The organism is Inquilinus sp. OTU3971, from assembly GCF_038440215.1.
Window position 1 is genome coordinate 20,929 of record NZ_JASATH010000012.1, and the last position, 21,025, is coordinate 41,953.

Here is a 21,025-nt window from a genome sequence, read left to right on the forward strand (position 1 = left end):
ATGTCCGTCGTCACCCCGCTGATGCAGCGCTTCGGCCTGCGCCACCCGATCCTGCAGGCGTGTCCGACGCCTACGAGGCCGCGATCCTCGCGGCGCGCGAGCCAGGAGACCCGGCTGACCCGCGCCTTCAGCGGCCGGCCGGCCCGCGGCATCGTCAACCGCTTCATGACCGCGATCGAGCCGCCGGGCGAGACGTCGGCGGCGCTGCCCTTCCCGCTGCAGAACGCGCTGACCCGGCCGCTGCGTGGCGCGGCCGGGAAGGCGGGGCGGGCGGAGTTCCTGTCGCTCTGGGCCGGGCAAGGGCTGCGCCTGGCCCGGCGCCAGCCGGCGGCCGAGACCGAGGCGGCGATCGCCCGGCTGAAGGCCTAGCTGCTCTTCAGCGACGCCTTCACGGCATCCAGCCCCGGCTTGCCGTCGATAGTGGTGACGCCGTCGAGCCATTTGGTCAGCAGCTCGGGGTGCTCGCTCAGCCATTTCCGGGCGGCGGCGTTCTGCTCCATGCCCTCGTCCAGGATCATCGCCATCATCTTGTTTTCGGTGTCCAGGTCGAACACCAGCTGCTTGGCGAATTTCCGGAGGTTCGGGCAGCCGGCCAGCCATTTCTGGTTGGCCAGGGTGCGCACAGTGGCGCCGCCGTAGTTCGGGCCGAAATAGGCGTCGCCGCCGCTCAGATAGTCGATCTTGTACTTGATGTTCATCGGATGCGGCGCCCAGCCCAGGAACACCACCCATTCGCCGCGCCGCGTGGCCCGGTCGACCTGGGCCAGCATCGCCTGCTCGCTGGCCTCGACCAGGTTCCAGTCGCCGAGGCCGAACTCGTTCTTCCCGATGATGGTCGACAGGTTCTTGTTTGCCGAGGATCCGGGCTCGATCGAGTAGATCGACTTGCCGAACTTGTCGGCGAACTTCTGCAGGTCGGCGAAGTCCTTGACCCCGGCCTCATAGGCCTCGTGGTTGACCGCCAGAGTCACCTTGGCGTCGTCGAGATTGGTGCCGACCAGCTCGACGCCCTGCTTCAGATAGGGGTCGACCATCTCGGTCTGCGACGGCATCCAGTTGCCGAGGAACAGGTTCACCTGATTGTTCTTGAGCGATTCGAAGGTGACCGCGACCGACAGCATGTTGACGTTGGGCTCGTAGCCCAGACCGCTCAGCACGGTGCTGGCCAGCGCGGTGGTCGAGGTGATGTCGGTCCAGCCGACATCCGACAGCTTCACGGTCTTGCAGGCCGCGTCGTCGGCCAGGGCGCCGCCGGCCGGGGCCAATACGGCGACCGCCGCTGCGGCGAAAAGGAAACGTCTCGCGTTCATCATTGCCTCCTGTCTGTCCTCATGGGAACGGGGGGCGTTGTCAGCCCTTCTCGTCCTCCGCGGCGGCCTCGTGGGCGGCGCGGATCTCGCTCAAACGGTCATGGATCTCGGCCTCGAACGGCGCGACCTTCGGGATGGTCGCGTCGATCGACAGGTTCAGCACCTCGCTCTCGGCCAGCACGGTGCCGGACGCGGCGTGGTGCATGGTGTGGTGGAGGGTGAAGCGCTTGGCGTCCAGCGCGCCCAGCCGGGTCTCGACCGCCACCTCGTCGCCGGCATGGGCCTCGCGCCGGTAGCGGATCTTCATCTCGCCGGTGAAGACGGTGCGTCGGCTGCGCACCCGGTACGCGGCGTCGATGCCGGCGAATTCCAGGAAGGCGTCGGTGGCGTGGCTGAAGATGACGGCGTAGTAGCCGTCGTTGAGATGGCCGTTGTAGTCGGTCCATTCCACCCGCACCGCCTCGCGGTGCAGCCGCAACGGCACCGCGATCGTCCGGTCGGACAGGGATGTCGGGTTGGCCGCGGTCGCTGGCATCCGCCGGTTGGTCCTCACCTGCGGCCCGTCTCTGTTCGGACGGGCTCGGATGCAGGCGATGCTACGCGGCGGAGGCGCGCCTCATTGACCGAAGGCGACGCCGACCTGATCGAAAGCGCCGCCCCTCCGCCGGGACGGAGAGGGTTCGCGGCTCAGAGGCCCAGCAGCAGGCCGAGCTTCATGCCGAGGGCGCGGAAGATCGAGGCCTCCGGCATGTCCTGGGCGGCGACCAGCGGCACCTTGCGCACCGGCCCGTCCGGCGGCGCGATGTCGATCTCGCCCAGCACCTGGCCCTTGGCGACCGGCGCCTCGATCGGCTCCTGGAACCGGGCGGTGACCGTCATCTTGTCGAAATCGGCGGGCTGCATGGTCATGGCCAGGTCTTGCGCCACCGTCACCGGCACCTTGTCCTCGGCACCGAGCCAGACCGTCGCCTCGTCGACCGGGGCGCCGGCCTTGAACAGCGGGTACAGGCGGAACTGGTTCCAGCCCCATTCCAGCAGGCGGGCGCCTTCGTCGGCGCGGGCCTGCATGCTGGGCAGCCCGTTGACCACCAGGATCAGCCTGCGGTTGTCGCGCACGCCCGAGGCGGTCAGGCCATAGCCGCCGGAATCGGTGTGGCCGGTCTTGATCCCGTCCACCCCCATGTCGCGATACAGCAACGGGTTGCGGTTGCCCTGCTTGATCTTGTTCCAGGTGAACTCCCGCTCGCCGTCGTAGCGGTAGTATTGCGGAAAGTCCGAGATCATCCGCTCGGCCAGGATCGCCAGATCGCGCGCGGTCGAATAGTGCTCCGGGTCGGGCAGGCCGTTGGAGGTGACGAAGTGGCTGGCGTTCATGCCCAGCTTTTTCGCCATCTCGTTCATGCGGTCGGCGAAGGCGGTCTCCGACCCCGCCAAGCCCTCGGCCAGCACCACGGCGGCGTCGTTGCCGGACTGGATCAGCAGGCCGCGCAGCAGATCCTCGACCCGGATGGTGTCGTTGATCTGGACGAACATCTTCGATCCGCCGGTCTGCCAGGCCTTCTTGCTGACCGGGAATTTGGTGTCCAGCGTGATCCGGCCGTCCCGCAGCGCGTCATAGACCAGATAGGCCGTCATCATCTTGCTCATCGACGATGTCGGCATGCGCTCGTCCGCGGCCTTCTCCATCAGCACCGTGTCGGTGGTGGTGTCGATCAGGATCGCCTGCCTGGCGATGGTGTCGACCGTGGCCGCATGGGCGGGCAGCGCGGCAAGGGCGGCGAGAAGAACGGTGGCACGGAGGAGGAGGGCCGGCATCGCGATCTTGATCATGGGACGGGGCATGGACCGCAGGGATAGCGTCAACTGAGGCCGCTGCCAACCAAAGCCTGTCACGATGGCCCCGCGGCGAAGCGCACAGGCGCATGGACGCGCCGGCGAGAGGACATACATAGGAAACCTGAACCTATCTCCTTACTCGCTCTCCTATCCCTTTCGGGTCATAGCGCAAAGGTCGCGTCGCTTGTACAATGCCAAGTGTGGTGGGGGCCACGTCTGTCGAATAGGCGAGATGCAACATGGGGGAGCACAGGGCGCTAGGAAAACAAACATATTCATTTTTAGGTAAGTTTTATGAATAATTACGCTCTTACACGTGGCTCAACGCCCCCGGGAGACATTGTTCCCATGCTGAAGCACGCCGACATCTGGGCGGCGATCGACCGTCTCGCCAAGCTCAACGGGTTGTCCGCCTCCGGCCTTGCGCGTCGCTCAGGGCTCGACCCCACGACCTTCAATCCCAGCAAGCGCCAGTCGAGCGACGGCAAGCTGCGTTGGCCATCCACCGAGAGCATCTCCAAGATCCTGGATGCGACCGGCAGCTCGATCGCCGCCTTCGTGCGGCTGATCGACGACGGTTCGGGACTGCCGGCCCGCCGCATCCCGGTCGTCAGCCGGGCCCAGGCCGCCGCTGAAGGGCTGTTCGACGATGCGGGCCGTCCGGCCGGCAAGGGATGGGATGAGGTGGACTTCCCCAACCTGTCCGACCCCACCGCCTATGCGCTGGAGATCGCGGGCAACGACATGGCGCCGATCTACCGGGACGGCGATGTCGTCGTGGTCTCGCCGGCCGCCGGGCTGCGGCGTGGCGACCGGGTGGTGGTCAAGACGGTCGGCGGCGAGCTTCTGGTCGGCGAGCTGGTGCGGATCAGCGCCAACCGGATCGATCTGAAGCCGCTGTCGGGCGACCAGGCGCCGCAATCGCTGAAGCTGTCCGACGTGGCCTGGAAGGCCCGCATCGTCTGGTCGAGCCAATAGGCCGCGCCCTGCGTCGGGCGCAGGGCTGGGCCATCTGCCGGGCGGTGTTGGCGCCGCCCGGCCGCTCGCCTATGCTCCGGCGTCACACGATGCGGGATCGGACGGACGACATGGCGAGACAAGCGTGGACCTTCCTCGACGGCTCCTGGCAGGAGGGCAATCCCCCGATCATGGGGCCGCTGACGCATGCCGCCTGGATGGCCTCGATCATCTTCGACGGCGCCCGCGGCTTCGAAGGCGTGGCGCCGGACCTCGACCGCCATTGCGTCCGGGCCGTGGCCTCGGCCAAGGCCATGGGGTTGGAGGCGACCTTGCCGGCCGAGGAGATCGAGGCGCTGGCCCGCGAGGGGCTGCGCCGCTTCCCGGCCGATGCCGCGGTCTATATCCGGCCGATGTTCTGGGCCGAGGATGGCTGGATCGAGCCCGACCCGGCGGCGACGCGCTTCTGCCTGTCGATCTATGATTCGCCGCTGCCGCAGCCGGGCGAGGACAGCGCCTGCTTCGCCCAGGGGCTGCGCCGGCCGTCGCCGGAGATGGCGCCGACCCGGGCCAAGGCCGCCTGCCTCTACCCGCAATCCGGCATGGCCATGCGCCAGGCCAAGCAGCGCGGCTTCACCAATGCGGTGATGCTGGACCCGATCGGCAATGTCGCCGAATTCGCCACCGCCAACATCTTCATGGCCAAGGACGGCGCCGTGCACACCCCGGCGGCAAACGGCACCTTCCTGGCCGGCATCACCCGCCGCCGGGTGATCGAGCTGCTGCGCCATGACGGGGTCGAGGTGGTCGAGCGCGCGATCCGGCCGGACGAGCTGGCGGATGCCGACGAGATCTTCCAGACCGGCAACTTCGCCAAGGTGCTGCCCTGCACCCGACTGGAGGACCGGCACCTGCAGCCGGGGCCGTTCTACGCCAAGGCCCGCAAGCTGTATTGGGAGTGGGCGCATTCCTGACGCCGAGCAGGCCCGATGAGTGACGCTGTTCCGCCCGAGCCGGTTTCCAAGGACACGCGCAATCTGGTCCGGGTGCTCGAGCACCAGGGCATCACCCTGGTGTTCGACGTCGGCGCCAATGTCGGCCAATACGCGCAGCGGCTGCGGCGCGGCGGCTATGCCGGGCGGATCGTCTCGGTCGAGCCGCTGTCCGCCGCCCATGCCGCGCTGACCGCGGCGGCCGCCGGCGATCCAGACTGGGTGGTCGAGTCGCGGCTGGCGCTGGGCGACGGCGACACGCCGGTGACGCTGCAGGTCTCGGGCGAGAGCGACATGAGCTCGGTGCTCGACTTCACCGCCGAGATGGCGGATCTGCTCGATGGCTCGGCCTATGTCGGCACCGAGGTGGCGTCGCAGGCGCGGCTGGAGCGGATCTTCCCCCGCCATGCCCGGCCAGGCGACCGGGTGCTGCTGAAGATCGACACCCAGGGCACCGAGCGCCGGGTGCTGGACGGCGCGCGCGGCGTGCTGCCGCGCATCGCCGCGGTGCAGATGGAGCTGTCGATCGTGCCGGTCTATGACGGCGAGCCGTCCTATCGCGACAGCATCCAGCACATGGCGGAGCTCGGCTTCGTGCCGGCGCTGTTCATCCCCGGCTACTTCAACCGCCGCACCGCCCGGCTGATCGGCATGGACGGCGTGTTCGTGCGGCCGGGCTAGCCCGAACCCGATGTCGGACGCCCCGCCTCCCGGCCGCCTGCCGGTCATCGACCTGCTCCGCGGCCTGGCGCTGCTGGCGATGGCGCTCTACCACCTGTCCTGGGACCTGAGGTTCTTCGGCTTTGTCGACTGGGACTTGGTGGCCGGCACCGGCTGGATCGCGGCGCGGTACCTGATCGCCGGCAGCTTCCTCGCTTTGGTCGGCGTCGGCCTGGTGCTGTGGCATGTGCAAGGGCGCGATTGGCGGCGCTGGGCCATCCGGCTGAACAAGGTGGTGGCCGGTGCCATCGCGGTTACGGTCGCGACTTGGTTCGCGATCCCGGACGAATTCATCTTCTTCGGCATCCTGCACTGCATCGCCGTCGCCAGTATCCTCGGCCTGCTGTTCCTGCGGCTGCAGCCGGCCGTGACTCTCGTCCTCGGCCTCGCCGTGATCGCGCTGCCGATCCTGTGGCGTTCGACTCTGTTCGATCAGTCCTGGCTGCTGTGGACCGGGCTGGGCACTCTGCCGCCGCGCAGCAACGACTATGAGCCGCTGTTCCCCTGGTTCGGGCCGGTGCTGCTGGGCATCGCCGCGGCCCGCTGGTGGCTGCGGGCCCACGCCCCCGGAGGCGCCGTCGATGGCGGCGCCCCGGGCCGGCCGCTGCGCTGGGTGGGGCGGCACAGCCTGGCCGCCTACCTGATCCACCAGCCGGCGCTGATCGGCCTCCTGCTGCTGATCGGCATGGCGCTCGGCCGCGACCCGCAGGCGATGCTGTCGCCGCCGCCGGACCCGGCGCCGCTGCTGATCGACTGCCAGGTGCAGTGCGAGCAGCGGGGCGGGAGCGCCGAGGGGTGCCACGCCTATTGCGGCTGCATGGTCGATGGGGTCGCGGCCCAGACTCTGTGGCCGGCGCTGCGGCCGGATGCAACGCCCGAGCTCAAGGATCGCCTGCTCGGCCTGGCCGCATCCTGCAGCCGCTGAGCGTGGCGGCGGCCGGCCGAAAATTCGCTCGCCTGCCATCGACCGCGGCCCTAGTCTCGGCGCCGATGTCCGGATTGCCCCGCCGACCGCTGCCATGAGCCCACCTGACGAGGACACCCCGTCCGGCACGGCGCGGGATGTCGGCTGGTCGGCGCTGATGGTTGCGGCGCAGGCGGGCGACCGGGCCGCCTATCACCGGCTGCTGATCGAGATCACCCCCTATCTGCGGGCGCTGGCCCGCCGGTCGCTGCACCGCCCGGCCGATGCCGAGGACGCGGTGCAGGACGTGCTGCTGACCCTGCACAGCATCCGCCGGACCTATGACCCGACCCGGCCGTTCCAGCCCTGGCTGGTGGCGATCGCGCGGCGGCGGATCGTCGATCGGGTGCGCATCCAGATCCGCACCACCGGCCGCGAGACGACGATCGAACCGTTCCAGGAAACCTTTGCCGCCCCCGAAACGAATGAGATGGGGATGGAAGCCGATTCGATCACGCTGCGACGCGCGATCGCGGAGCTGCCGCCGGGCCAGCGCCAGGCGGTGGAGCTTCTGAAGCTGAAGGACATGTCGCTGAAGGAGGCATCGGCGGCCAGCGGCGCGTCGGTGCCGGCGCTCAAGGTCGCGATGCATCGCGCGCTGAAGGCGTTGAAGGGGGCGTTGGGACCGAAATGACGGAGACGGGGCACACTCGCACCGAAGATCTGATCGCGCAGCTTGCCGCCGATGCACGTCCGGTCCGCCCGCTGCGGCCGCCGATGCTGCGGGCCGCCCTGTGGTTGCTGATCGCCGGCCTGGTGATCGCCGGCGTGGTCGCGCTGAAAGGTGTCCGGCACGAGCGGATGCAGGAGATGGCGGAGACCTCCTACCAGCTCGAATGGGCCGGCGCGATGCTGACCGGCATCCTTGCCGCCATCGCCGCCTTCCATGTCAGCCTGCCCGACCGGTCGCGGCGCTGGGCCCTGCTGCCCGTCCCGGGGCTGGTCTTCTGGCTGGCCTCGATGGGCTATGGCTGCCTGACCGACTGGATCCGCTTCGGCCCGGACGGCTTCGTGCTCGGCACCAGCTTCCGCTGCTTCATGAACATCCTGATGGTGAGCATTCCGCTCTGGGCGCTGTTGGTGGTGATGCTGCGCTTCGCCGGCCCGGTGCGGCCGACCGCCACCATCGTCACCGGCATGCTGGCCGCATCGGCCCTTGTCTCCTGCGGCGTGTCGCTGTTCCATCCGCTCGACACCACGATCATGGTGCTGATCTGGCACGGCGGCTCGATCGCGCTGCTGGTCGGGCTGGCCAGGCTGTTCAACCGGCCGCTGTTCGCGCTGTTTGCGCCGCGCCCGGTCGGCCAGGCCAGCTGAGCGGACGGCCCGGCACTACACCCGGGCCGCCCCCAGGATCCGGCCGTCCGCCCCCTGCAGCAGCACGGCCGTCCGGTCGCCCTCGGGCCTGGCCGCGGCGACCGTGCCGCCGGGTTTCCACCCGTCCAGCCGGGTCAGGCTGCGCACGACGTTGCGGTTGACCAGGGTCCGGCCGGCATTCTCCCCCCGCCGAACCGGCGTCTCGTGCCGGTCGTCGAAGCCGACCAGCCACAGCACCGCATCCGCCGGGGCGGCGGGGCCTACCGCCACCTGCAGCGCCGCATCCGACGCGGTCAGCGTCAGCGGCACCGACGGGTCGGACCGGGCGGCGGCGATCGCCGATTCCAGCGCCTCGCGGTCGGAGCCGACGACGTCGCGGCCGCCATCGACCACCGCCTGCGGCGTGTAGACCTGGCTCGACCCCATCTGCAAGGCATAGGCACTTTGCCGCGCCGTGGCCCAGGCGCTCGAGAACGGGTCCACCCAGCCCAGCCGGTTCCAGTAGTCGACATGGAAGGCCAGCGCCAGCACCTCCGGCCGGTCGGCCAGCGTCGCCAGCAGCGCGTCCGCGGGCGGGCAGGAGGAGCAGCCCTGCGAGGTGAACAGCTCCACCACCACCGGCCGCTCGGCGGCGGCGGCGGGGAGGCTGGACAGGGCGGCCAGGGCGAGCAGGCCGGCGAGAAGCGGTCGGGTCATGATGTGTCCCTGAAGCGGAAACATGTCTCCGGTTCGGCCCGGTCGGCTGCCGGGTTACGAGGCGGATGCGCCCGGAAACACATCGGCTCTTGATTCGCGATTGATAATCGTTCTCAAATAGGGCGCCGTTCAAACGGGAGCCCAGAATGGACGAGGACCAGATCACCGAGCCGAGCGACCGTCGCGCCCTGCCTTTTGCCGAACAGCTGGTGCTGTGGGCGCTGCGGCTCAGCGTCGTCGGACTGAAGACCGGGGCGCCGACCGACCATCCGGTGCTGCTGGCCTTCCGCAAGGTCGGTGCCGAGGCGGCGGCGGAACGGGTCGGCCTCTTGACCCGCATCATCGGCTTCGGCGCCGAGCGGCGGGTGCAGATCGGCGTGCCTTGCGCCTTCACCGTCACCGAGGACGAGCGCCGGATCCTGGATCTGGTCGCGATCGGCCAGTCGGGCGTGTCGGGCACGCTGATGCTGCGCGGCATGCTGTCACCGGCCGCCTGCCGCGCCGCCGCCGGCCTGTGCGCCGAGCTCGGCGGCCTGCTGGCCGAAGCGGGGGTGACGCTGCAGCGGCCGGCCGCGCCGCCGCGGCCGCTGCGGATACCGGCCAATCTCCCCTCCTTCGGCCTGGTCCGGGCAGCGCTGCCATGAGCGACGAGGTGCATGACTGCGACGATGCCGGCGCACCGCCGCTGACCCGGGCCGAGACGCTGGTGCTGTGGGCGATCCGCGCCTGGGTCGCCGGCCATCGCCACGGCATTCCGGTGCTGGCCAACCTGCGCACCGCCTTCCGCAACGAGGGCGCGCCGGCGGCGGCCGAGGCGGTGGACGACCTGATGGGCTTCATCGCCAACGGCGCCGGCCGCACCATCCAGGTGAACTGCCCGCGCTGCCGCCAGGTGACGGAGGATGAGCGGCTGCTGCTCGACGTCGTGGCGCTGCACCAGCAGGGCGAGACGCTGTGGGTGCCATTCCTGGCCCGCGCCATCCTGACGCCGGCCGCCACCCGGCTGTGCGGCCCGATCTTCGCTGCCGTCGCCGACGCCCTGCAGGATGGCGGCATCGCGCTGCCGCCGGTGGCCGGCCAGGTGCCCCCGCCGGAGGCCGCGGCCCACACGGTCCCGGCCGGAACCACGATCCACTGACGAGCGCGGCCAAGGAGGGTTGCCCCCGGCCCGGTTTGCCGCCATGAATCAGGCCGGGATTGCAGGAAGCGAACAACCATCCGATGCGTGGCGGACGTGTGTTGCTGGTCGAGGACGATGTGCTGGTGCGTCTCCTCGCCGTGGAGGCCCTGGTCGATGGCGGCTTCGACGTCGCCGAGGCCGCGGACGGGCCGGAAGCGCTGCGCCTGCTCGACGGCGGAGAATTCGACCTGATGATCACCGATGTCGGCCTGCCGGGCATGTCGGGCGCCGAGCTGGCCGTCCAGGTGCGGCGCGAGCGGCCGGCGCTCAAGGTGCTGTTCACCACCGGCTACGGCGTCGAGGACGGGGTGCCGGCCGACCTGCCCACCCTGCGCAAGCCCTACGCCGCCGACGCCCTGGCCTCGACCGTGCGGTCGCTGCTGGCTGCGGGCGCGTAGCACGCAGCAAGAAACGGACAGGCGAGTGCCGATCCGAACCCTAGGTTGACGATCGAGGCCGTTCCCGCGGCCGTATCGGACCACAGGGGAATTGGATGACCCATCAGCCCGGCGACCAGCATTCCGCCATGCAGCTCCTGGAGCGCATGTTCGCGGTGGAGATGGCGTTCCTGAACGCGGAGACCGAGGACCTCGAGGCCCTCGCCGTCGCGTTCCACCCGGATGTCGTGGTGCATGAGCCGTCGTCGCTGCCCTATGCCGGGGACTGGAGAGGGCTTGCAGGAGTCGGTGCCCTGTTCCGCCGGATGCGGGAAGTCTGGAGCGACATCGGGGTGGAGCGGATGGAGGCCGTCCGCGCCGGCGACACCGTCCTCATGACCTGCACGCTGCACCTGACGGCGCGGCGCAGCGGCGAGGCCGTCAGCCAGCCCTTCGCCGAGGTGCTGCGCTTCCGTGACGGGCGCCTGACCGACGGCCTGCCATTCTACCACGACACCGGTGCGCTGGCGGCGGTGCTCGCACCAAGCCCCTGACAGCAGGCCTCTCAGTTGTCTCCCACGATCGGGCCGCCATGGACATGCGGCGGCAGCTCCTCGGTCGGGCCGCCGGGCATGATCGGCCTCGGCGCGAAGCGGCCGAGCGAGACCAGCCGATCATACATCACCAGCGCGCCGGCCAGCGACAGGTTCAGCGAGAAGCGGGTCGGGATCTGCACGATGTGGTCGCAGCGCGCCACCATCTCCGGCGACAGGCCGCCGCGCTCCGATCCCAGCACATAGACCGCCCGGCGCGGGTGGCGGAAGCTCGGCAGGGCGACGGACTCGGCCATCAGCTCGATGCCGACCAGCGCGCAGCCCTGCGGCAGGATCAGGGAGGCGACGTCGGGATAGGTGTAGAGCGGCACCGTGCCGGCGGCGCTGGAGGTGTCGCTCCAGCCGAAATCGACCGTCTCGGTCACCGGCGCCACGGTGAAGCAGAAGGCCGCGCCGAAGGCATGGCCGGTGCGCAGCAGGGCGCCCACATTCATCGGCTTGCTGATGCCTTCGCAGCCGATCGCGAAATAGCCTTTCATCCGATCCCGTCCGTGTCGTCCGGCTCCGAACTTGCCTCGCGGCGGGCGCGAGGGCAAGGTGCGGGCCAGAACGGCCCGTGCCGCCATCCCGCCGAGACGACCATGACCGACCATCACGCGCACGATCACGACCACAGCCATGCCGCCGGAACCGCCGACCTTGCCGGCGGCGGCGCGCCGATCCTGGTCGAGGTCACCCGGGGCTCGGTGGTCGAAAGCCGGCATCGCGGCAGCGCCCTGATCGTCGACCGCGGCGGCGGGGTGCACGGCCATTGGGGCGATATCGGCCGGCCGGTCTATGCCCGCTCGGCGATCAAGTCGCTGCAGGCGATCCCGCTGGTCGAGAGCGGCGCCGCCGATGCCTTCGGCCTGGGCGACGAGGAGCTGGCGCTGGCCTGCGCCTCGCATGGCGGCGAGCCCGGCCATGTCGAGCGGGTGGCCGCCTGGCTGGCCAGGATCGGCCTGTCCGAATCCGACCTGGAATGCGGCACCCACCTGCCGTTCCATGAGGGCTCGGCCCATGCTCTGGTGTGCGGCCACGAGCATCCCTCGACCCTGCACAACAACTGCTCCGGCAAGCACACCGGCTTCCTGACCACCGCGGTCCATCTCGGCGAGAAGACCAGGGGCTACATCCGCTACGACCACCCGGTGCAGCAGCGCATCCTCGGCGTGCTCGAGCAGATGACCGGCTGCGGCCTCGGCGATGCGGCCTGGGCGGCCGATGGCTGCTCGATCCCGACCATCGCCATCCCGCTGGAAGGCCTGGCCTTCGCCATGGCCCGGATCGCCGATCCCGCCGACCTGCCGGAGCAGCGGCGCGACGCGGTGCTGCGGATCCGCAAGGCCTGGGCGGCGCAGCCCTTCCTGGTGGCCGGCACCGGCCGCTTCGACACCGAGATCATGCAGGCCTGCCGCGGCCGGGTGATGACCAAGGTCGGGGCCGAGGGCGTGTTCTGCGCCGCGCTGCCGGAATACGGGCTCGGCGTGGCGCTGAAGATCGAGGACGGGGCGGAGCGGGCGGCGAATGTCGCCATGGCCGCGATCCTGAAGCGGATCGGCGCGCTGGACGACGCCGACCCGGAGATCGCCGGCCGCTGGCTGGCGCCGGAGATCAAGACCCGCCGCGGCGTGACCGTCGGGGCGGTGCGCGGCGCCGAGGGGCTGGCTTAGTTCGCCCGGTTCCAGGCGGCGGTGGCGAAGCCGGCGGCGACCAGCACGCCGGCCCCGGCCCGGTTGATCAGGCGCAGCACCGAGGGCTTGCCGATGGTGTCGCGCAGCCTGGCGCCGATCCAGGCATAGGCGGCGGCGTTCAGCGCGGCGAGGGTGACGAAGGTGCCCTCCAGCACCGCCATCTGCGGCAGCAGCGGCGCCTCCGGATGCACGAATTGCGGCAGGAAGGCGACGAAGAAGACGATGCTCTTCGGATTCAGCGCGGTCACGGCGAAGGCGTGCAGCAGCATGGCACGGGGCGACCGCCCGGCGTCCGGCGCCACCAGGCCGTCCGCCTTGGGCGCGGCGCGCCACAGCTTGACGCCGAGATAGACCAGATAGGCGGCGCCGATCCATTTCAGCACGGTGAAGGCGCCGGCCGAGGCGGCCAGCAGCGCGCCAAGCCCCAGCAGCGACAGGGTCATCGCCGTCAGATCGCCCAGCGCCACGCCGGCGACGATCCACCAGGCGTGCGCTCGGCCGCGGCCGAGCGCATAGGACAGCACCAGGGTGACGGTCGGGCCGGGGATGATCAGGACGATGAAGGCGGCGAGCAGGAAGGCGAACCACAGGTCGAGCGACATGGCGACGGCTCCTTATGCGAGCGGCCAGCAATCCATGGCGCCAGAGATTTGTCCAGCGGCGCGACGGCCGCGCCGCTGGACCCACACATCAATCGTGCCAGCCCCTCAATCGTGCCAGAACGAGTCGCGGGTCACCTTGACCTTGCCGGATTCGATGTCCGAGACCTTGATCGCCGGATAGCCGACGGTCCAGTCGCCGCTGGCCTTCCAGGCGTCGATCACCATGTCGCGCATCTCGGCCGCCCCGGCCGCGACGCGCTGGGTGACGAAGCCGACTGCCGCCGGGGTCGGGGTGGTATAGTTGTTGGTCGAAGGCGCCAGCTGATAGGCCCGCTCGACCGTGCCCAGCGTGGTCTGCAGATAATCATGCACGCGCTGCTCGATTTGGCAGCCGCAGTCGCGATAGCGCGGCAGGGCGGCGCGGACCGCCCGCTCGCCGACGAAGCTCTTGACGAAGCTGCCCTCGAACGGCGCGTGGATCGGGGCATTGGTGTAGTTGTTCGGGTTCGGATAGTTGCCCCAGCCGTTGAAATGCACCGAGACATGCATCGGCTGGCTGCCATCGGCCACGTAATGGCCCCAGACACCGATGTCGCGCAGCAGCAGCCGGCGGCGCAGATCCAGCTGCTCCTGGAAGAACTCGCGGTCGGCGCGGTTCGAGGCGGTGCGCAGGCCCACGGTCAGCGCCCGCATCCAGGCGAAATCCATGCGGATCTGCTGCCAGCCGTCGATCAGGCTGTAATAGAGGTATCCGGCGCCGTACTGGGTCTGGCCGCCGGCGCGCAGCGCCGTGTCGTAGTCGCGGCGCGACACCGGCATGGCATTGAAGTCGACGCCGCCCAGCACCTTGCCGGCATCGTCGATGTCGATGTAGTGGCCCGGGTCCCGTTCGAAGTCATGGGTCTGGCCGGCGCCCTTGGAGACGTCGAGCTCGGCGTTCCATTCGGCGATGGCCGAATCCACCGACCGCCAGTCCAGCATGGCCTTGATCTGCCAGGGCAGGCTGTCCGCGACCACGGCGCCGATCTCGACATGGCCGGTGTGGCCCCAGGCCCAGGCCCGGTTCTCGGTGGCGACTGCGGCGAGAACCAAAGCCGACACCAGACCGAGGGCGCGCAGCGCGCGCCGCTTCCCTGCACGATTCATCCTGTCCCCCAATGTCGGTTTCCGAAGGGTTTCGCCGAGCGAAGCGGCGAAATCAGGATGCTCGTAGCAGTCTTCGTGGGACGTTCCTATGAAGGTTCGGTGACGAATGCGGCGCCGAGATCTTTCGGCTATTTTCAGAATATAAAAGTCGGTCTGGAAATCTATTTGAAATGGCTGCCGGTTCCGGCGGAGCCGAAGTTCAACTGGGTGCCGACCGGGCGGAAGCCGAGCTTGGCGTAGAGCGGCTCCGCCCCCGCAGCGGCGGACAGCCAGGCCAGGTCGCCGCCGGCGAAATAGGCATCGAGCAGCTGGCGGCACACCGCCTGTGCCAGGCCGCGGCGGCGGAAAGCCGGCCGGGTGCCCACCGCCGCCAGCTCGGCGGTGTCGCCGCCGATCAGCAGCAGCCCGCTGGCGGCCGGGGTGCCGTCGAGGCGGGCGAGGGCGGCCCGCCGGCTGCCGCGGGCCAGGCCCTGCCGCAGCCGGGCACGGAAATCCGCCTCGCCGGCGGCGTCCAGCGGCTGGTCGAAGGCCTCGTGCTGGACCAGCATCAGCCCGTCGAGCGCCGCCTCGTCCTCCGCCGCCAGCAGCCGCGCCGGGCCGTCCGGCGCGGGCCGATAGGCGTCGCGATGCAGGATCATCAGCGGCGCCTCCATCTCGCGCTCATAGCCCATGGCATAGAGCGTCGGGGACAGAGCGGGGTGCAGCTCGCGGAAGAACTCGATGCGGAAGCGCCGGCCAGCGGCGTCGAAGGCCTGCTGCAGCTCGACCACCGCCGGCCGCCAGTCCGGCGCGGGCGCGACCGGCACGGCGAAGCTCTGGATCGGGTCGTCGCTGGCCTCGGAGACGAACAGCGCGAAGGGGCCGACATCGGCGCGCTGCCGGCCCTCTGTCGCGGCCGCGAGGGTGTTGGGGACCAGGCGCTGCAGCAGCGCCCGGTTCACGGCCTCCCCCTGCTCACGACAGGGCGGGCAGCAGGCGGTCCATTGCGGTCTGCAGCCGCTCGACCGAGCCGGCGAAGCACAGCCGCAGATGGCCCTCGCCGCCGGGCCCGAAGGCCGAGCCGGGGGCGAGGCCGACATTGGCCTCGTGCAGCAGGCGCAGCGCCAGGGCCCGGCTGTCCGGCTCGCCCTCGACCCCGAAGAACAGGTAGAAGGCGCCGTCCGGGCGGGTCAGCCGGACCCGCGGCGACTCCGACAGTCGGCCGACCACCAGGTCGCGCGCGGTGCGGCAGCGGTCCACCTGGCTCTGGATGAAAGATTCTCCCTGCTCGATGGCGGCCACCGCACCGTGCTGCAGGAAGGTCGGCACGCCCGAGGTGTTGAACTGCTGCAGGTTCTCATAGACCTGCCCCAGCTCCTCCGACGCCACCACCCAGCCGATTCGCCAGCCGGTCATCGCCCAGTTCTTGGAGAAGGTGTTGACCACCACCAGCCGGTCCTCCGGCGCGGCGATCGACAGGAAGGACGGCGCCACTGGCCGGTCGTAGACGAAGCGGGCATAGACCTCGTCGGCGACGATCCAGATGCCGCGGGCGCGGCAGAAGTCGAGGATCGCCTTCTGCTCCTCCGCCGTCAGGGTCCAGCCGGTCGGGTTGCCCGGGCTGTTCAGGAACAGGGCGCGGGTGCGCGGCCCGCAGGTGGCGAACAGCCGGTCCAGGTCCAGCCGCCAATGGCCGTTCTCGACCCCGATCGGCACCGGCACGGTGCGGCCGCCGGCGATCTCGACGGCGCTGAAGATGTTCGGCCAGACCGGGGCGGGCAGGACCACCTCGTCGCCCGGCCCGACCAGCGCCTGCATGGTCATCATGATGGCCTGCATGCCGCCGACAGTGACGTAGATCCGGCCCGGCGGCACCGTGGCCCCGGCGATCCGGCCGACATAGCCGGCCAGCGCCTCGCGCAACGGCGGGATGCCGCGCTGCCAGGTGTAGAAGGTCTGGCCCTCGAGCAGGGCCCGGTTGGCCGCCTCGGCGATGAAGCCCGGCGTCGGCTGGTCGCCCTCGCCGACCCACAGCGGGATCAGGTCGGGCTTGCCGCGCCCGGCATTGACCACCTCGACGATGCCGCTTTCCGGCAGCCGTGCGATGTCGGGTCGGATACCGCCCAGAAGACCCGCCGCCATATGTCCGTCCACGCTGACCTCTCCCTGACTTTGCGGCGGAGGGTAGCAAGACGGGGCGGCGGGCGTCATCCGCGGCCGGCGCATGGGCGTCGCGCGGCCGATGCGATTCTCCGGGAACCGATCGGAGACCGCATTGTTAGGAAGGGTGAGGCCCCAACGGCGCTGGTTCGCGAGCGGCTTCGGTCGCCCGACAGTGGCGGGCCTCGGCGGCCCGGCGGAGTCCCTCCCCGCCGCAGCCGTGTGATGCAGGACCCCGTGACCGGATCCCCCCTCCAGGTCACGGGCGGCGGCGGGGTATTTGACGGCCCCGCCGCCGGCCTGCCTCCTCGTCCCGCTCAGTGCAGTCGGAATTCGGCGCTGCATAGCCGCAGATCGGCCGGCTTGACCACGCCGGTCGAGGCGACCCGGACCGAATGCAGCCTGCCCTCGATGCTGTGGCTCCAGAAGTCGAGGAAGCGCTGCAGCTCCGGATAGCGCGGCGCCAGGTCCAGCTTCTGCCACACGAAGCTCTGCAGCAGCCCGGGGTGGTCGGGCAGGTGGTAGAGGATCTCCGCCGTGGTCAGGCGGTAGCCCTGCAGCTGACGTTCCAGATCGGTCATTCCCTTCGCCATCCCTTTCCGCACGGCCGGCCTCGCGTGTCCGGTCCATGAAGGAAATGTGATGTGGATTTCCGATCCGTACAAGGGTATATCTAGTAAAATCAATGTGTTAGCAGCGCTCGGGCAGGAGTGCTGCCAGACCTTCCGTGGCCGCTCACGCGAACAGGTCGCGGTGCTCCCGCTGCACTGTCGGCAAGGCCCGCAGAATCTCCGACAGATGCGCCCGCAGCGCCGCCTCGGCGCCGTCCGGGTCGCGCCGGTCGATCGCCGCGAGGATGGTGCGGTGCTGGTCGATCAGCCCCGGCAGGGACGAGGCCGAGGGCAGCGTCAGGTGGCAGACGCGGTCCATATGCGCCTTCAAATCCTCGATCACGGTCCAGGCCGACGGGCAGCCGGCGCCCTCGGCGATCGCCGCGTGGAAGGCCTCGTCGGCGCGCTGGAACTCGTAATGCTCGCCCGCCGACGCCGCCAGCTCCTGGGCGTCGAGATGGAAGTCGATGCGGGTGCGCACCCGGGCGTCGAAGCGCTCGCAGGCGCGCCGCACCACAGCGCTCTCCAGCGATTCGCGGACGAAGCGCGCCTCCAGCATGCGCTCGACCGAGATCTTGACCACGAAGGTGCCGCGCCGCGGCAGAATCTCGACAAGGCCGGAGCGGGCGAGGGCGATGAAGGCCTCCCGCACCGGCTGCCGCGACACGCCGTAGCGGACGGCGATCTCCTGCTCGGACAGCGGCGCGCCGGGCTTCATGGCCAGGGTGACGATGGCCTTGCGGATCTCCAGCTCGATCAGGCGGGCGATGCTGGTGGTCGGGTCGAGCAGATCGAGTGGCGCCATGCGGTCACGCTCGCAAGGGATATTGCATCAGGTCAGGTACCATACTAGGCTCCCTCTTACCATACTAGACGGCGGCCTGATCTACCAGGCCGATCAAAGGGGAGGCGTTCCGTGAAATCCATTGCGGCATTGGTCCTGGGGGCGGCGCTGTCGCTGGCTGCCCTTCCGGCTTCGGCGCAGACGCTGCGCTCGGCCGACATCCATCCCGACGGCTATCCGACGGTCGACGCGGTCAAGTATCTCGGCGAGCTGATGGAGCAGCGCACCGGCGGGCGGATCAAGATCCAGGTCTTCAACAACGCCCAGCTCGGCGCCGAGAAGGACACGATCGAGCAGACCCGGTTCGGCGTGATCGACATGAACCGGGTGAATACGGCGCCGTTCAACAACCTGGTGCCGGAGACGCAGGTGCTGGGCCTGCCCTTCCTGTTCCGGTCGGTCGACCACATGCACAAGGTGGTGGACGGCCCGATCGGCGACGAGATCTTGAAGGCGTTCGAGCCGCACGGCCTGGTCGGCCTGGCCTTCTACGATTCCGGCGCCCGGTCCTTCTACACCACCAAGACCGCGATCCGGTCGATCGAGGACATGAAGGGGCTGAAGCTGCGGGTCCAGCAATCCGACCTGTGGATCGCGATGATGCAGGCCTTCGGCGCCAATCCGACGCCGATGTCCTTCGGCGAGGTCTATTCGGCGCTGGAGACCGGCGTCGTCGACGGCGCCGAGAACAATTGGCCCTCCTACGAATCGTCGCGCCATTTCGAGGTGGCGAAGCACTACACCCTGACCGAGCACTCGCTGACGCCCGAGGTGCTGGTGATCTCCAAGATCGCCTGGGACAAGCTGTCGCCCGACGACCAGGCGGTGCTGCGCCAGGCGGCCAAGGAATCGGTGATCAAGATGCGCGAGCTGTGGACCGCGCGCGAGAAGCAGTCCGAGGAGAAGGTGCGGGCCGGCGGCGCCGAGATCATCACCGTCGACAAGGCCGCGTTCTCGGCCGCGATGGGCCCGGTCTACGACAAGTTCGTCACCACCGACGCGATGAAGTCGCTGGTGGAGCGCATCCGCGCGGTGCAGTGAGGCTGTGCCGCCCGGCCGGCCCTGCGATGCGCGGGGCCGGCCCTTCTGTCATGGGAGATCGGCCGGAATGGCTTCCGTCCTGGCTCTGACCCGCCGGACCCTCGGCGTCCTGTCCACCGGCGCCCTGTGGCTGGCCGGCTTCGGCATGCTGGCGATGACCGTCACCGTGGGCTGGCAGGTCTTTGCCCGCTACGTGCTGAACGACACACCGAGCTGGGCCGAGCCGGTGACGCTGCAGCTGATGGGCTGGTTCATCCTGCTCGGCGCCGCGGTCGGGGTGCGCGAGAGCTTCCATCTCGGGCTCGATTTCCTGCAGCAGGTGCTGCCGGCGGGGCTCAACCGGGTGCTGGAGGCGGTGAACCTGCTGCTCATCCTCGGCTTCGGCGCCGCCATGGTCTGGTATTCGGTCGAGCTGGCGATCGGCACCTGGACCGCGACCATCCCGGTGCTCGACCTGCCGGGCGGCTTCGACTTCATTCCCCTGATCATCGGCGGTGCGCTGATCGCGCTGTTCGCCGCCGAGCGGTTGTTCGAACAGATTGCCGGCGTCGAGCACGAGGCGGCGGTCGAAGGCGTGCAGGAGCTGGCGTGATGGAGTTGTGGATCCTGTTCGGCGGTTTCACGCTGCTGATGTTCATGGGCATGCCGATCGCCTTCTGCCTCGGCATCTCCTCGCTGGCGACGGTGCTCTATATGGGCCTGCCGCCGGTGGTGGTGTTCCAGCAGATCAACTCCGGCATGAACGCCTTCGCCATGATGGCAATCCCGTTCTTCATCTTCGCCGGCGACCTGATGATCCGCGGCGGCATCGCGGCGCGGCTGATCCGCTTCGCCGCCAGCCTGGTCGGCCATATGCGCGGCGGCCTGGGCCAGGTCAACGTCGTCGCCTCGACCCTGTTCGGCGGCATCTCCGGCTCGGCGGTGGCCGACGCCTCGGCGATCGGCGGGCTGATGATCCCGCAGATGGCCGCGCGGGGTTACGCCCGGGACTATGCCGTCAACGTCACCGCCAATTCCGCGATCATCGCGCTGATGATCCCGCCGTCCAACAACATGATCCTCTATTCGATCGCGGCGGGCGGCAACGTCTCGATCGCCGACCTGTTCACCGCCGGCATCATCCCCGGCCTGCTATTGGCGGCCGCGCTGATGGTCGCCGCCTATGTCGTCGCCCGCCGGCGCGGCTATCCCGCCGATCCGTTTCCGGGGCTGCGTGCGGTCGGCCGCTACCTCGTGCTGGCGCTGCCGGGCATCCTCCTGATCGGCATCATCTTCGGCGGCGTCCGCTCCGGCGTCTTCACCGCCACCGAAAGCTCCTGCATCGCGGTGGTCTACGCCTTCCTGGTGGCGCTCCTGGTCTATCGCGAGCTCGACTGGCGCGGCTTCGTCGAGGCGGTGCAGGGGGCGGTGCGCACCACCGCCATGGTGCTGCTGGTGATCGGCACGGCCGGCGCCTTCGGTTGGCTGATGGCGCTGCTGCAGGTGCAGACCGCGACGGTGCAGGCGATCAACGCCATCTCCAGCGATCCGCTGACGGTGCTGCTGCTGATCAACGTGGCGCTGCTGATCCTCGGCACCTTCATGGACATGGCGCCGATGATCATCATCTGCACCCCGGTGCTGCTGCCGGTGGTCAAGGCCTTCGGCATCGATCCGGTGCATTTCGGCGTGATCCTGATCCTCAACGCCGGCATCGGCCTGAACACGCCGCCGGTCGGATCGGTGCTGTTCGTCAGCTGCGCCGTCGGCAAGATCACCATCCGCGAGGCGATGCGCACGATCTGGCCGTTCTTCGGCGCCTCGATCGCGGTGCTGCTGGCCGTGACCTACATTCCGGCGCTCTCGCTCTGGCTGCCCGCGGTCTTTCGCTGAGAGAATCTGCGCACGGGCCTTGACCGGCTTCCGGCATCCCCTTAAATGCGTAGCACTCACCGGCCGAGAGTGCTAACGACCGGCCGGGGCAGGCCCTGAACGCAGATCTCTAAAACAGAGAGAGTGGGAGAGAA

Annotated in this window: 26 protein-coding genes; 15 read left to right on the plus strand and 11 right to left on the minus strand. The window is 69.5% G+C overall.

All coding sequences use genetic code 11. The annotated features are described in order from the left end of the window. On the plus strand, positions 1-369 hold the full coding sequence (locus tag AAHM41_RS05040) for a nitronate monooxygenase (RefSeq protein WP_342235424.1): 369 nt from the start codon (positions 1-3) through the stop codon (positions 367-369). On the opposite strand, the gene choX is transcribed toward AAHM41_RS05040, so the two are convergent. The 3 genes from choX to AAHM41_RS05055 form a co-directional block, all read right to left on the minus strand. Further along, positions 366-1,310 (minus strand): choline ABC transporter substrate-binding protein, encoded by a 945-nt coding sequence (gene choX, locus AAHM41_RS05045; RefSeq protein ID WP_342235425.1) that lies wholly within the window; start codon positions 1,308-1,310, stop codon positions 366-368. The genes AAHM41_RS05040 and choX overlap by 4 nt on opposite strands. Before the next feature lie 40 nt (positions 1,311-1,350). Further along, complete coding sequence (locus tag AAHM41_RS05050) at positions 1,351-1,845, minus strand: thioesterase family protein (RefSeq protein ID WP_342235426.1); 495 nt, start codon at positions 1,843-1,845, stop codon at positions 1,351-1,353. 152 nt (positions 1,846-1,997) lie between these two features. Next, a complete protein-coding gene (locus AAHM41_RS05055; protein WP_342235427.1) occupies positions 1,998-3,125 on the minus strand; it encodes a D-alanyl-D-alanine carboxypeptidase family protein in 1,128 nt (375 codons plus the stop codon). 369 nt (positions 3,126-3,494) lie between these two features. Here AAHM41_RS05055 and AAHM41_RS05060 point away from each other — a divergent pair, with 369 nt between their 5' ends. From AAHM41_RS05060 to AAHM41_RS05085, 6 genes are all read left to right on the plus strand, one after another. Further along, positions 3,495-4,124 (plus strand): S24 family peptidase, encoded by a 630-nt coding sequence (locus tag AAHM41_RS05060; RefSeq protein WP_342235428.1) that lies wholly within the window; start codon positions 3,495-3,497, stop codon positions 4,122-4,124. 110 nt (positions 4,125-4,234) lie between these two features. Continuing rightward, positions 4,235-5,077 (plus strand): branched-chain amino acid aminotransferase, encoded by an 843-nt coding sequence (locus AAHM41_RS05065; RefSeq protein ID WP_342235429.1) that lies wholly within the window; start codon positions 4,235-4,237, stop codon positions 5,075-5,077. A gap of 15 nt (positions 5,078-5,092) precedes the next feature. Next, positions 5,093-5,776, plus strand: coding sequence for an FkbM family methyltransferase (locus AAHM41_RS05070; protein WP_342235430.1), 684 nt, complete (start codon positions 5,093-5,095; stop codon positions 5,774-5,776). A 10-nt stretch (positions 5,777-5,786) separates the two neighbouring features. Further along, positions 5,787-6,740: a heparan-alpha-glucosaminide N-acetyltransferase gene (locus AAHM41_RS05075; RefSeq protein WP_342235431.1), complete on the plus strand. Its 954-nt coding sequence runs from the start codon at positions 5,787-5,789 to the stop codon at positions 6,738-6,740. Positions 6,741-6,834: 94 nt separating this feature from the next. Further along, the gene (locus tag AAHM41_RS05080) at positions 6,835-7,413 is read left to right on the plus strand and encodes a sigma-70 family RNA polymerase sigma factor (RefSeq protein WP_342235432.1); all 579 of its coding nucleotides are present in this window, start codon (positions 6,835-6,837) and stop codon (positions 7,411-7,413) included. Beyond that, the gene (locus tag AAHM41_RS05085; protein ID WP_342235433.1) at positions 7,410-8,096 is read left to right on the plus strand and encodes a DUF1109 domain-containing protein; all 687 of its coding nucleotides are present in this window, start codon (positions 7,410-7,412) and stop codon (positions 8,094-8,096) included. The genes AAHM41_RS05080 and AAHM41_RS05085 overlap by 4 nt, the downstream gene beginning before the upstream one ends. Before the next feature lie 15 nt (positions 8,097-8,111). Here AAHM41_RS05085 and AAHM41_RS05090 read toward each other — a convergent pair whose 3' ends face one another. Further along, the gene (locus tag AAHM41_RS05090) at positions 8,112-8,792 is read right to left on the minus strand and encodes a DUF1223 domain-containing protein (RefSeq protein WP_342235434.1); all 681 of its coding nucleotides are present in this window, start codon (positions 8,790-8,792) and stop codon (positions 8,112-8,114) included. Positions 8,793-8,938: 146 nt separating this feature from the next. Here AAHM41_RS05090 and AAHM41_RS05095 point away from each other — a divergent pair, with 146 nt between their 5' ends. The 4 genes from AAHM41_RS05095 to AAHM41_RS05110 all read left to right on the plus strand — a co-directional run bounded on the left by AAHM41_RS05095 (position 8,939) and on the right by AAHM41_RS05110 (position 10,903). Continuing rightward, positions 8,939-9,436 carry a hypothetical protein gene (locus AAHM41_RS05095; RefSeq protein WP_342235435.1) on the plus strand — a complete coding sequence of 166 codons (498 nt, stop codon included), beginning with the start codon at positions 8,939-8,941 and terminating at the stop codon, positions 9,434-9,436. Next, positions 9,433-9,930, plus strand: coding sequence for a hypothetical protein (locus tag AAHM41_RS05100; protein ID WP_342235436.1), 498 nt, complete (start codon positions 9,433-9,435; stop codon positions 9,928-9,930). Before AAHM41_RS05095 ends, AAHM41_RS05100 begins: the two co-directional genes overlap by 4 nt. 83 nt (positions 9,931-10,013) lie before the next feature. Next, complete coding sequence (locus AAHM41_RS05105) at positions 10,014-10,370, plus strand: response regulator (protein ID WP_342235437.1); 357 nt, start codon at positions 10,014-10,016, stop codon at positions 10,368-10,370. 95 nt (positions 10,371-10,465) lie between these two features. Continuing rightward, on the plus strand, positions 10,466-10,903 hold the full coding sequence (locus tag AAHM41_RS05110; protein WP_342235438.1) for a nuclear transport factor 2 family protein: 438 nt from the start codon (positions 10,466-10,468) through the stop codon (positions 10,901-10,903). 11 nt (positions 10,904-10,914) lie between these two features. Here AAHM41_RS05110 and AAHM41_RS05115 read toward each other — a convergent pair whose 3' ends face one another. After that, a complete protein-coding gene (locus AAHM41_RS05115; protein WP_342235439.1) occupies positions 10,915-11,442 on the minus strand; it encodes an RNA methyltransferase in 528 nt (175 codons plus the stop codon). Positions 11,443-11,544: 102 nt separating this feature from the next. On the opposite strand from AAHM41_RS05115, the gene AAHM41_RS05120 reads away from it, so the two are divergent. Further along, positions 11,545-12,615 (plus strand): asparaginase, encoded by a 1,071-nt coding sequence (locus AAHM41_RS05120; RefSeq protein ID WP_342235440.1) that lies wholly within the window; start codon positions 11,545-11,547, stop codon positions 12,613-12,615. On the opposite strand, the gene AAHM41_RS05125 is transcribed toward AAHM41_RS05120, so the two are convergent. The 6 genes from AAHM41_RS05125 to AAHM41_RS05150 form a co-directional block, all read right to left on the minus strand. Beyond that, positions 12,612-13,238: a LysE family translocator gene (locus AAHM41_RS05125; protein WP_342235441.1), complete on the minus strand. Its 627-nt coding sequence runs from the start codon at positions 13,236-13,238 to the stop codon at positions 12,612-12,614. The genes AAHM41_RS05120 and AAHM41_RS05125 overlap by 4 nt on opposite strands. Positions 13,239-13,343: 105 nt before the next feature. After that, the gene (locus AAHM41_RS05130) at positions 13,344-14,384 is read right to left on the minus strand and encodes a hypothetical protein (RefSeq protein WP_342235442.1); all 1,041 of its coding nucleotides are present in this window, start codon (positions 14,382-14,384) and stop codon (positions 13,344-13,346) included. A 161-nt stretch (positions 14,385-14,545) separates the two neighbouring features. After that, on the minus strand, positions 14,546-15,325 hold the full coding sequence (locus tag AAHM41_RS05135; RefSeq protein ID WP_342235443.1) for a GNAT family N-acetyltransferase: 780 nt from the start codon (positions 15,323-15,325) through the stop codon (positions 14,546-14,548). A gap of 13 nt (positions 15,326-15,338) precedes the next feature. Continuing rightward, positions 15,339-16,505 carry a pyridoxal phosphate-dependent aminotransferase gene (locus AAHM41_RS05140; protein ID WP_342235444.1) on the minus strand — a complete coding sequence of 389 codons (1,167 nt, stop codon included), beginning with the start codon at positions 16,503-16,505 and terminating at the stop codon, positions 15,339-15,341. Between the two features lie 335 nt (positions 16,506-16,840). Next, entirely contained in the window at positions 16,841-17,104 is a 264-nt protein-coding gene (locus AAHM41_RS05145) for an usg protein (protein ID WP_342235445.1), read from the minus strand. Between the two features lie 154 nt (positions 17,105-17,258). Further along, positions 17,259-17,939: a GntR family transcriptional regulator gene (locus tag AAHM41_RS05150; RefSeq protein ID WP_342235446.1), complete on the minus strand. Its 681-nt coding sequence runs from the start codon at positions 17,937-17,939 to the stop codon at positions 17,259-17,261. Positions 17,940-18,050: 111 nt separating this feature from the next. On the opposite strand from AAHM41_RS05150, the gene AAHM41_RS05155 reads away from it, so the two are divergent. From AAHM41_RS05155 to AAHM41_RS05165, 3 genes are all read left to right on the plus strand, one after another. Continuing rightward, positions 18,051-19,019: a TRAP transporter substrate-binding protein gene (locus tag AAHM41_RS05155; RefSeq protein WP_342235447.1), complete on the plus strand. Its 969-nt coding sequence runs from the start codon at positions 18,051-18,053 to the stop codon at positions 19,017-19,019. Positions 19,020-19,086: 67 nt separating this feature from the next. After that, entirely contained in the window at positions 19,087-19,611 is a 525-nt protein-coding gene (locus tag AAHM41_RS05160) for a TRAP transporter small permease (RefSeq protein ID WP_342235448.1), read from the plus strand. Further along, a complete protein-coding gene (locus AAHM41_RS05165; protein WP_342235449.1) occupies positions 19,611-20,891 on the plus strand; it encodes a TRAP transporter large permease in 1,281 nt (426 codons plus the stop codon). Before AAHM41_RS05160 ends, AAHM41_RS05165 begins: the two co-directional genes overlap by 1 nt. The last annotated feature ends 134 nt before the right edge of the window (positions 20,892-21,025 follow it).

Excerpts from the sequence above, each read along its gene's own strand:
- AAHM41_RS05070 (WP_342235430.1), top strand. The coding sequence starts at position 5,093 with ATGAGTGACGCTGTTCCGCCCGAGCCGGTTTCCAAGGACACGCGCAAT.
- AAHM41_RS05050 (WP_342235426.1), bottom strand. The coding sequence starts at position 1,845 with ATGCCAGCGACCGCGGCCAACCCGACATCCCTGTCCGACCGGACGATC.
- AAHM41_RS05060 (WP_342235428.1), top strand. The coding sequence starts at position 3,495 with ATGCTGAAGCACGCCGACATCTGGGCGGCGATCGACCGTCTCGCCAAG.
- AAHM41_RS05065 (WP_342235429.1), top strand. The coding sequence starts at position 4,235 with ATGGCGAGACAAGCGTGGACCTTCCTCGACGGCTCCTGGCAGGAGGGC.
- AAHM41_RS05115 (WP_342235439.1), bottom strand. The coding sequence starts at position 11,442 with ATGAAAGGCTATTTCGCGATCGGCTGCGAAGGCATCAGCAAGCCGATG.
- AAHM41_RS05075 (WP_342235431.1), top strand. The coding sequence starts at position 5,787 with ATGTCGGACGCCCCGCCTCCCGGCCGCCTGCCGGTCATCGACCTGCTC.
- AAHM41_RS05165 (WP_342235449.1), top strand. The coding sequence starts at position 19,611 with ATGGAGTTGTGGATCCTGTTCGGCGGTTTCACGCTGCTGATGTTCATG.
- AAHM41_RS05120 (WP_342235440.1), top strand. The coding sequence starts at position 11,545 with ATGACCGACCATCACGCGCACGATCACGACCACAGCCATGCCGCCGGA.
- AAHM41_RS05130 (WP_342235442.1), bottom strand. The coding sequence starts at position 14,384 with ATGAATCGTGCAGGGAAGCGGCGCGCGCTGCGCGCCCTCGGTCTGGTG.
- AAHM41_RS05080 (WP_342235432.1), top strand. The coding sequence starts at position 6,835 with ATGAGCCCACCTGACGAGGACACCCCGTCCGGCACGGCGCGGGATGTC.
- AAHM41_RS05090 (WP_342235434.1), bottom strand. The coding sequence starts at position 8,792 with ATGACCCGACCGCTTCTCGCCGGCCTGCTCGCCCTGGCCGCCCTGTCC.
- AAHM41_RS05145 (WP_342235445.1), bottom strand. The coding sequence starts at position 17,104 with ATGACCGATCTGGAACGTCAGCTGCAGGGCTACCGCCTGACCACGGCG.
- AAHM41_RS05140 (WP_342235444.1), bottom strand. The coding sequence starts at position 16,505 with ATGGCGGCGGGTCTTCTGGGCGGTATCCGACCCGACATCGCACGGCTG.
- AAHM41_RS05100 (WP_342235436.1), top strand. The coding sequence starts at position 9,433 with ATGAGCGACGAGGTGCATGACTGCGACGATGCCGGCGCACCGCCGCTG.
- choX (WP_342235425.1), bottom strand. The coding sequence starts at position 1,310 with ATGAACGCGAGACGTTTCCTTTTCGCCGCAGCGGCGGTCGCCGTATTG.
- AAHM41_RS05125 (WP_342235441.1), bottom strand. The coding sequence starts at position 13,238 with ATGTCGCTCGACCTGTGGTTCGCCTTCCTGCTCGCCGCCTTCATCGTC.
- AAHM41_RS05160 (WP_342235448.1), top strand. The coding sequence starts at position 19,087 with ATGGCTTCCGTCCTGGCTCTGACCCGCCGGACCCTCGGCGTCCTGTCC.
- AAHM41_RS05055 (WP_342235427.1), bottom strand. The coding sequence starts at position 3,125 with ATGCCGGCCCTCCTCCTCCGTGCCACCGTTCTTCTCGCCGCCCTTGCC.
- AAHM41_RS05110 (WP_342235438.1), top strand. The coding sequence starts at position 10,466 with ATGACCCATCAGCCCGGCGACCAGCATTCCGCCATGCAGCTCCTGGAG.
- AAHM41_RS05085 (WP_342235433.1), top strand. The coding sequence starts at position 7,410 with ATGACGGAGACGGGGCACACTCGCACCGAAGATCTGATCGCGCAGCTT.
- AAHM41_RS05105 (WP_342235437.1), top strand. The coding sequence starts at position 10,014 with ATGCGTGGCGGACGTGTGTTGCTGGTCGAGGACGATGTGCTGGTGCGT.
- AAHM41_RS05095 (WP_342235435.1), top strand. The coding sequence starts at position 8,939 with ATGGACGAGGACCAGATCACCGAGCCGAGCGACCGTCGCGCCCTGCCT.
- AAHM41_RS05150 (WP_342235446.1), bottom strand. The coding sequence starts at position 17,939 with ATGGCGCCACTCGATCTGCTCGACCCGACCACCAGCATCGCCCGCCTG.
- AAHM41_RS05040 (WP_342235424.1), top strand. The coding sequence starts at position 1 with ATGTCCGTCGTCACCCCGCTGATGCAGCGCTTCGGCCTGCGCCACCCG.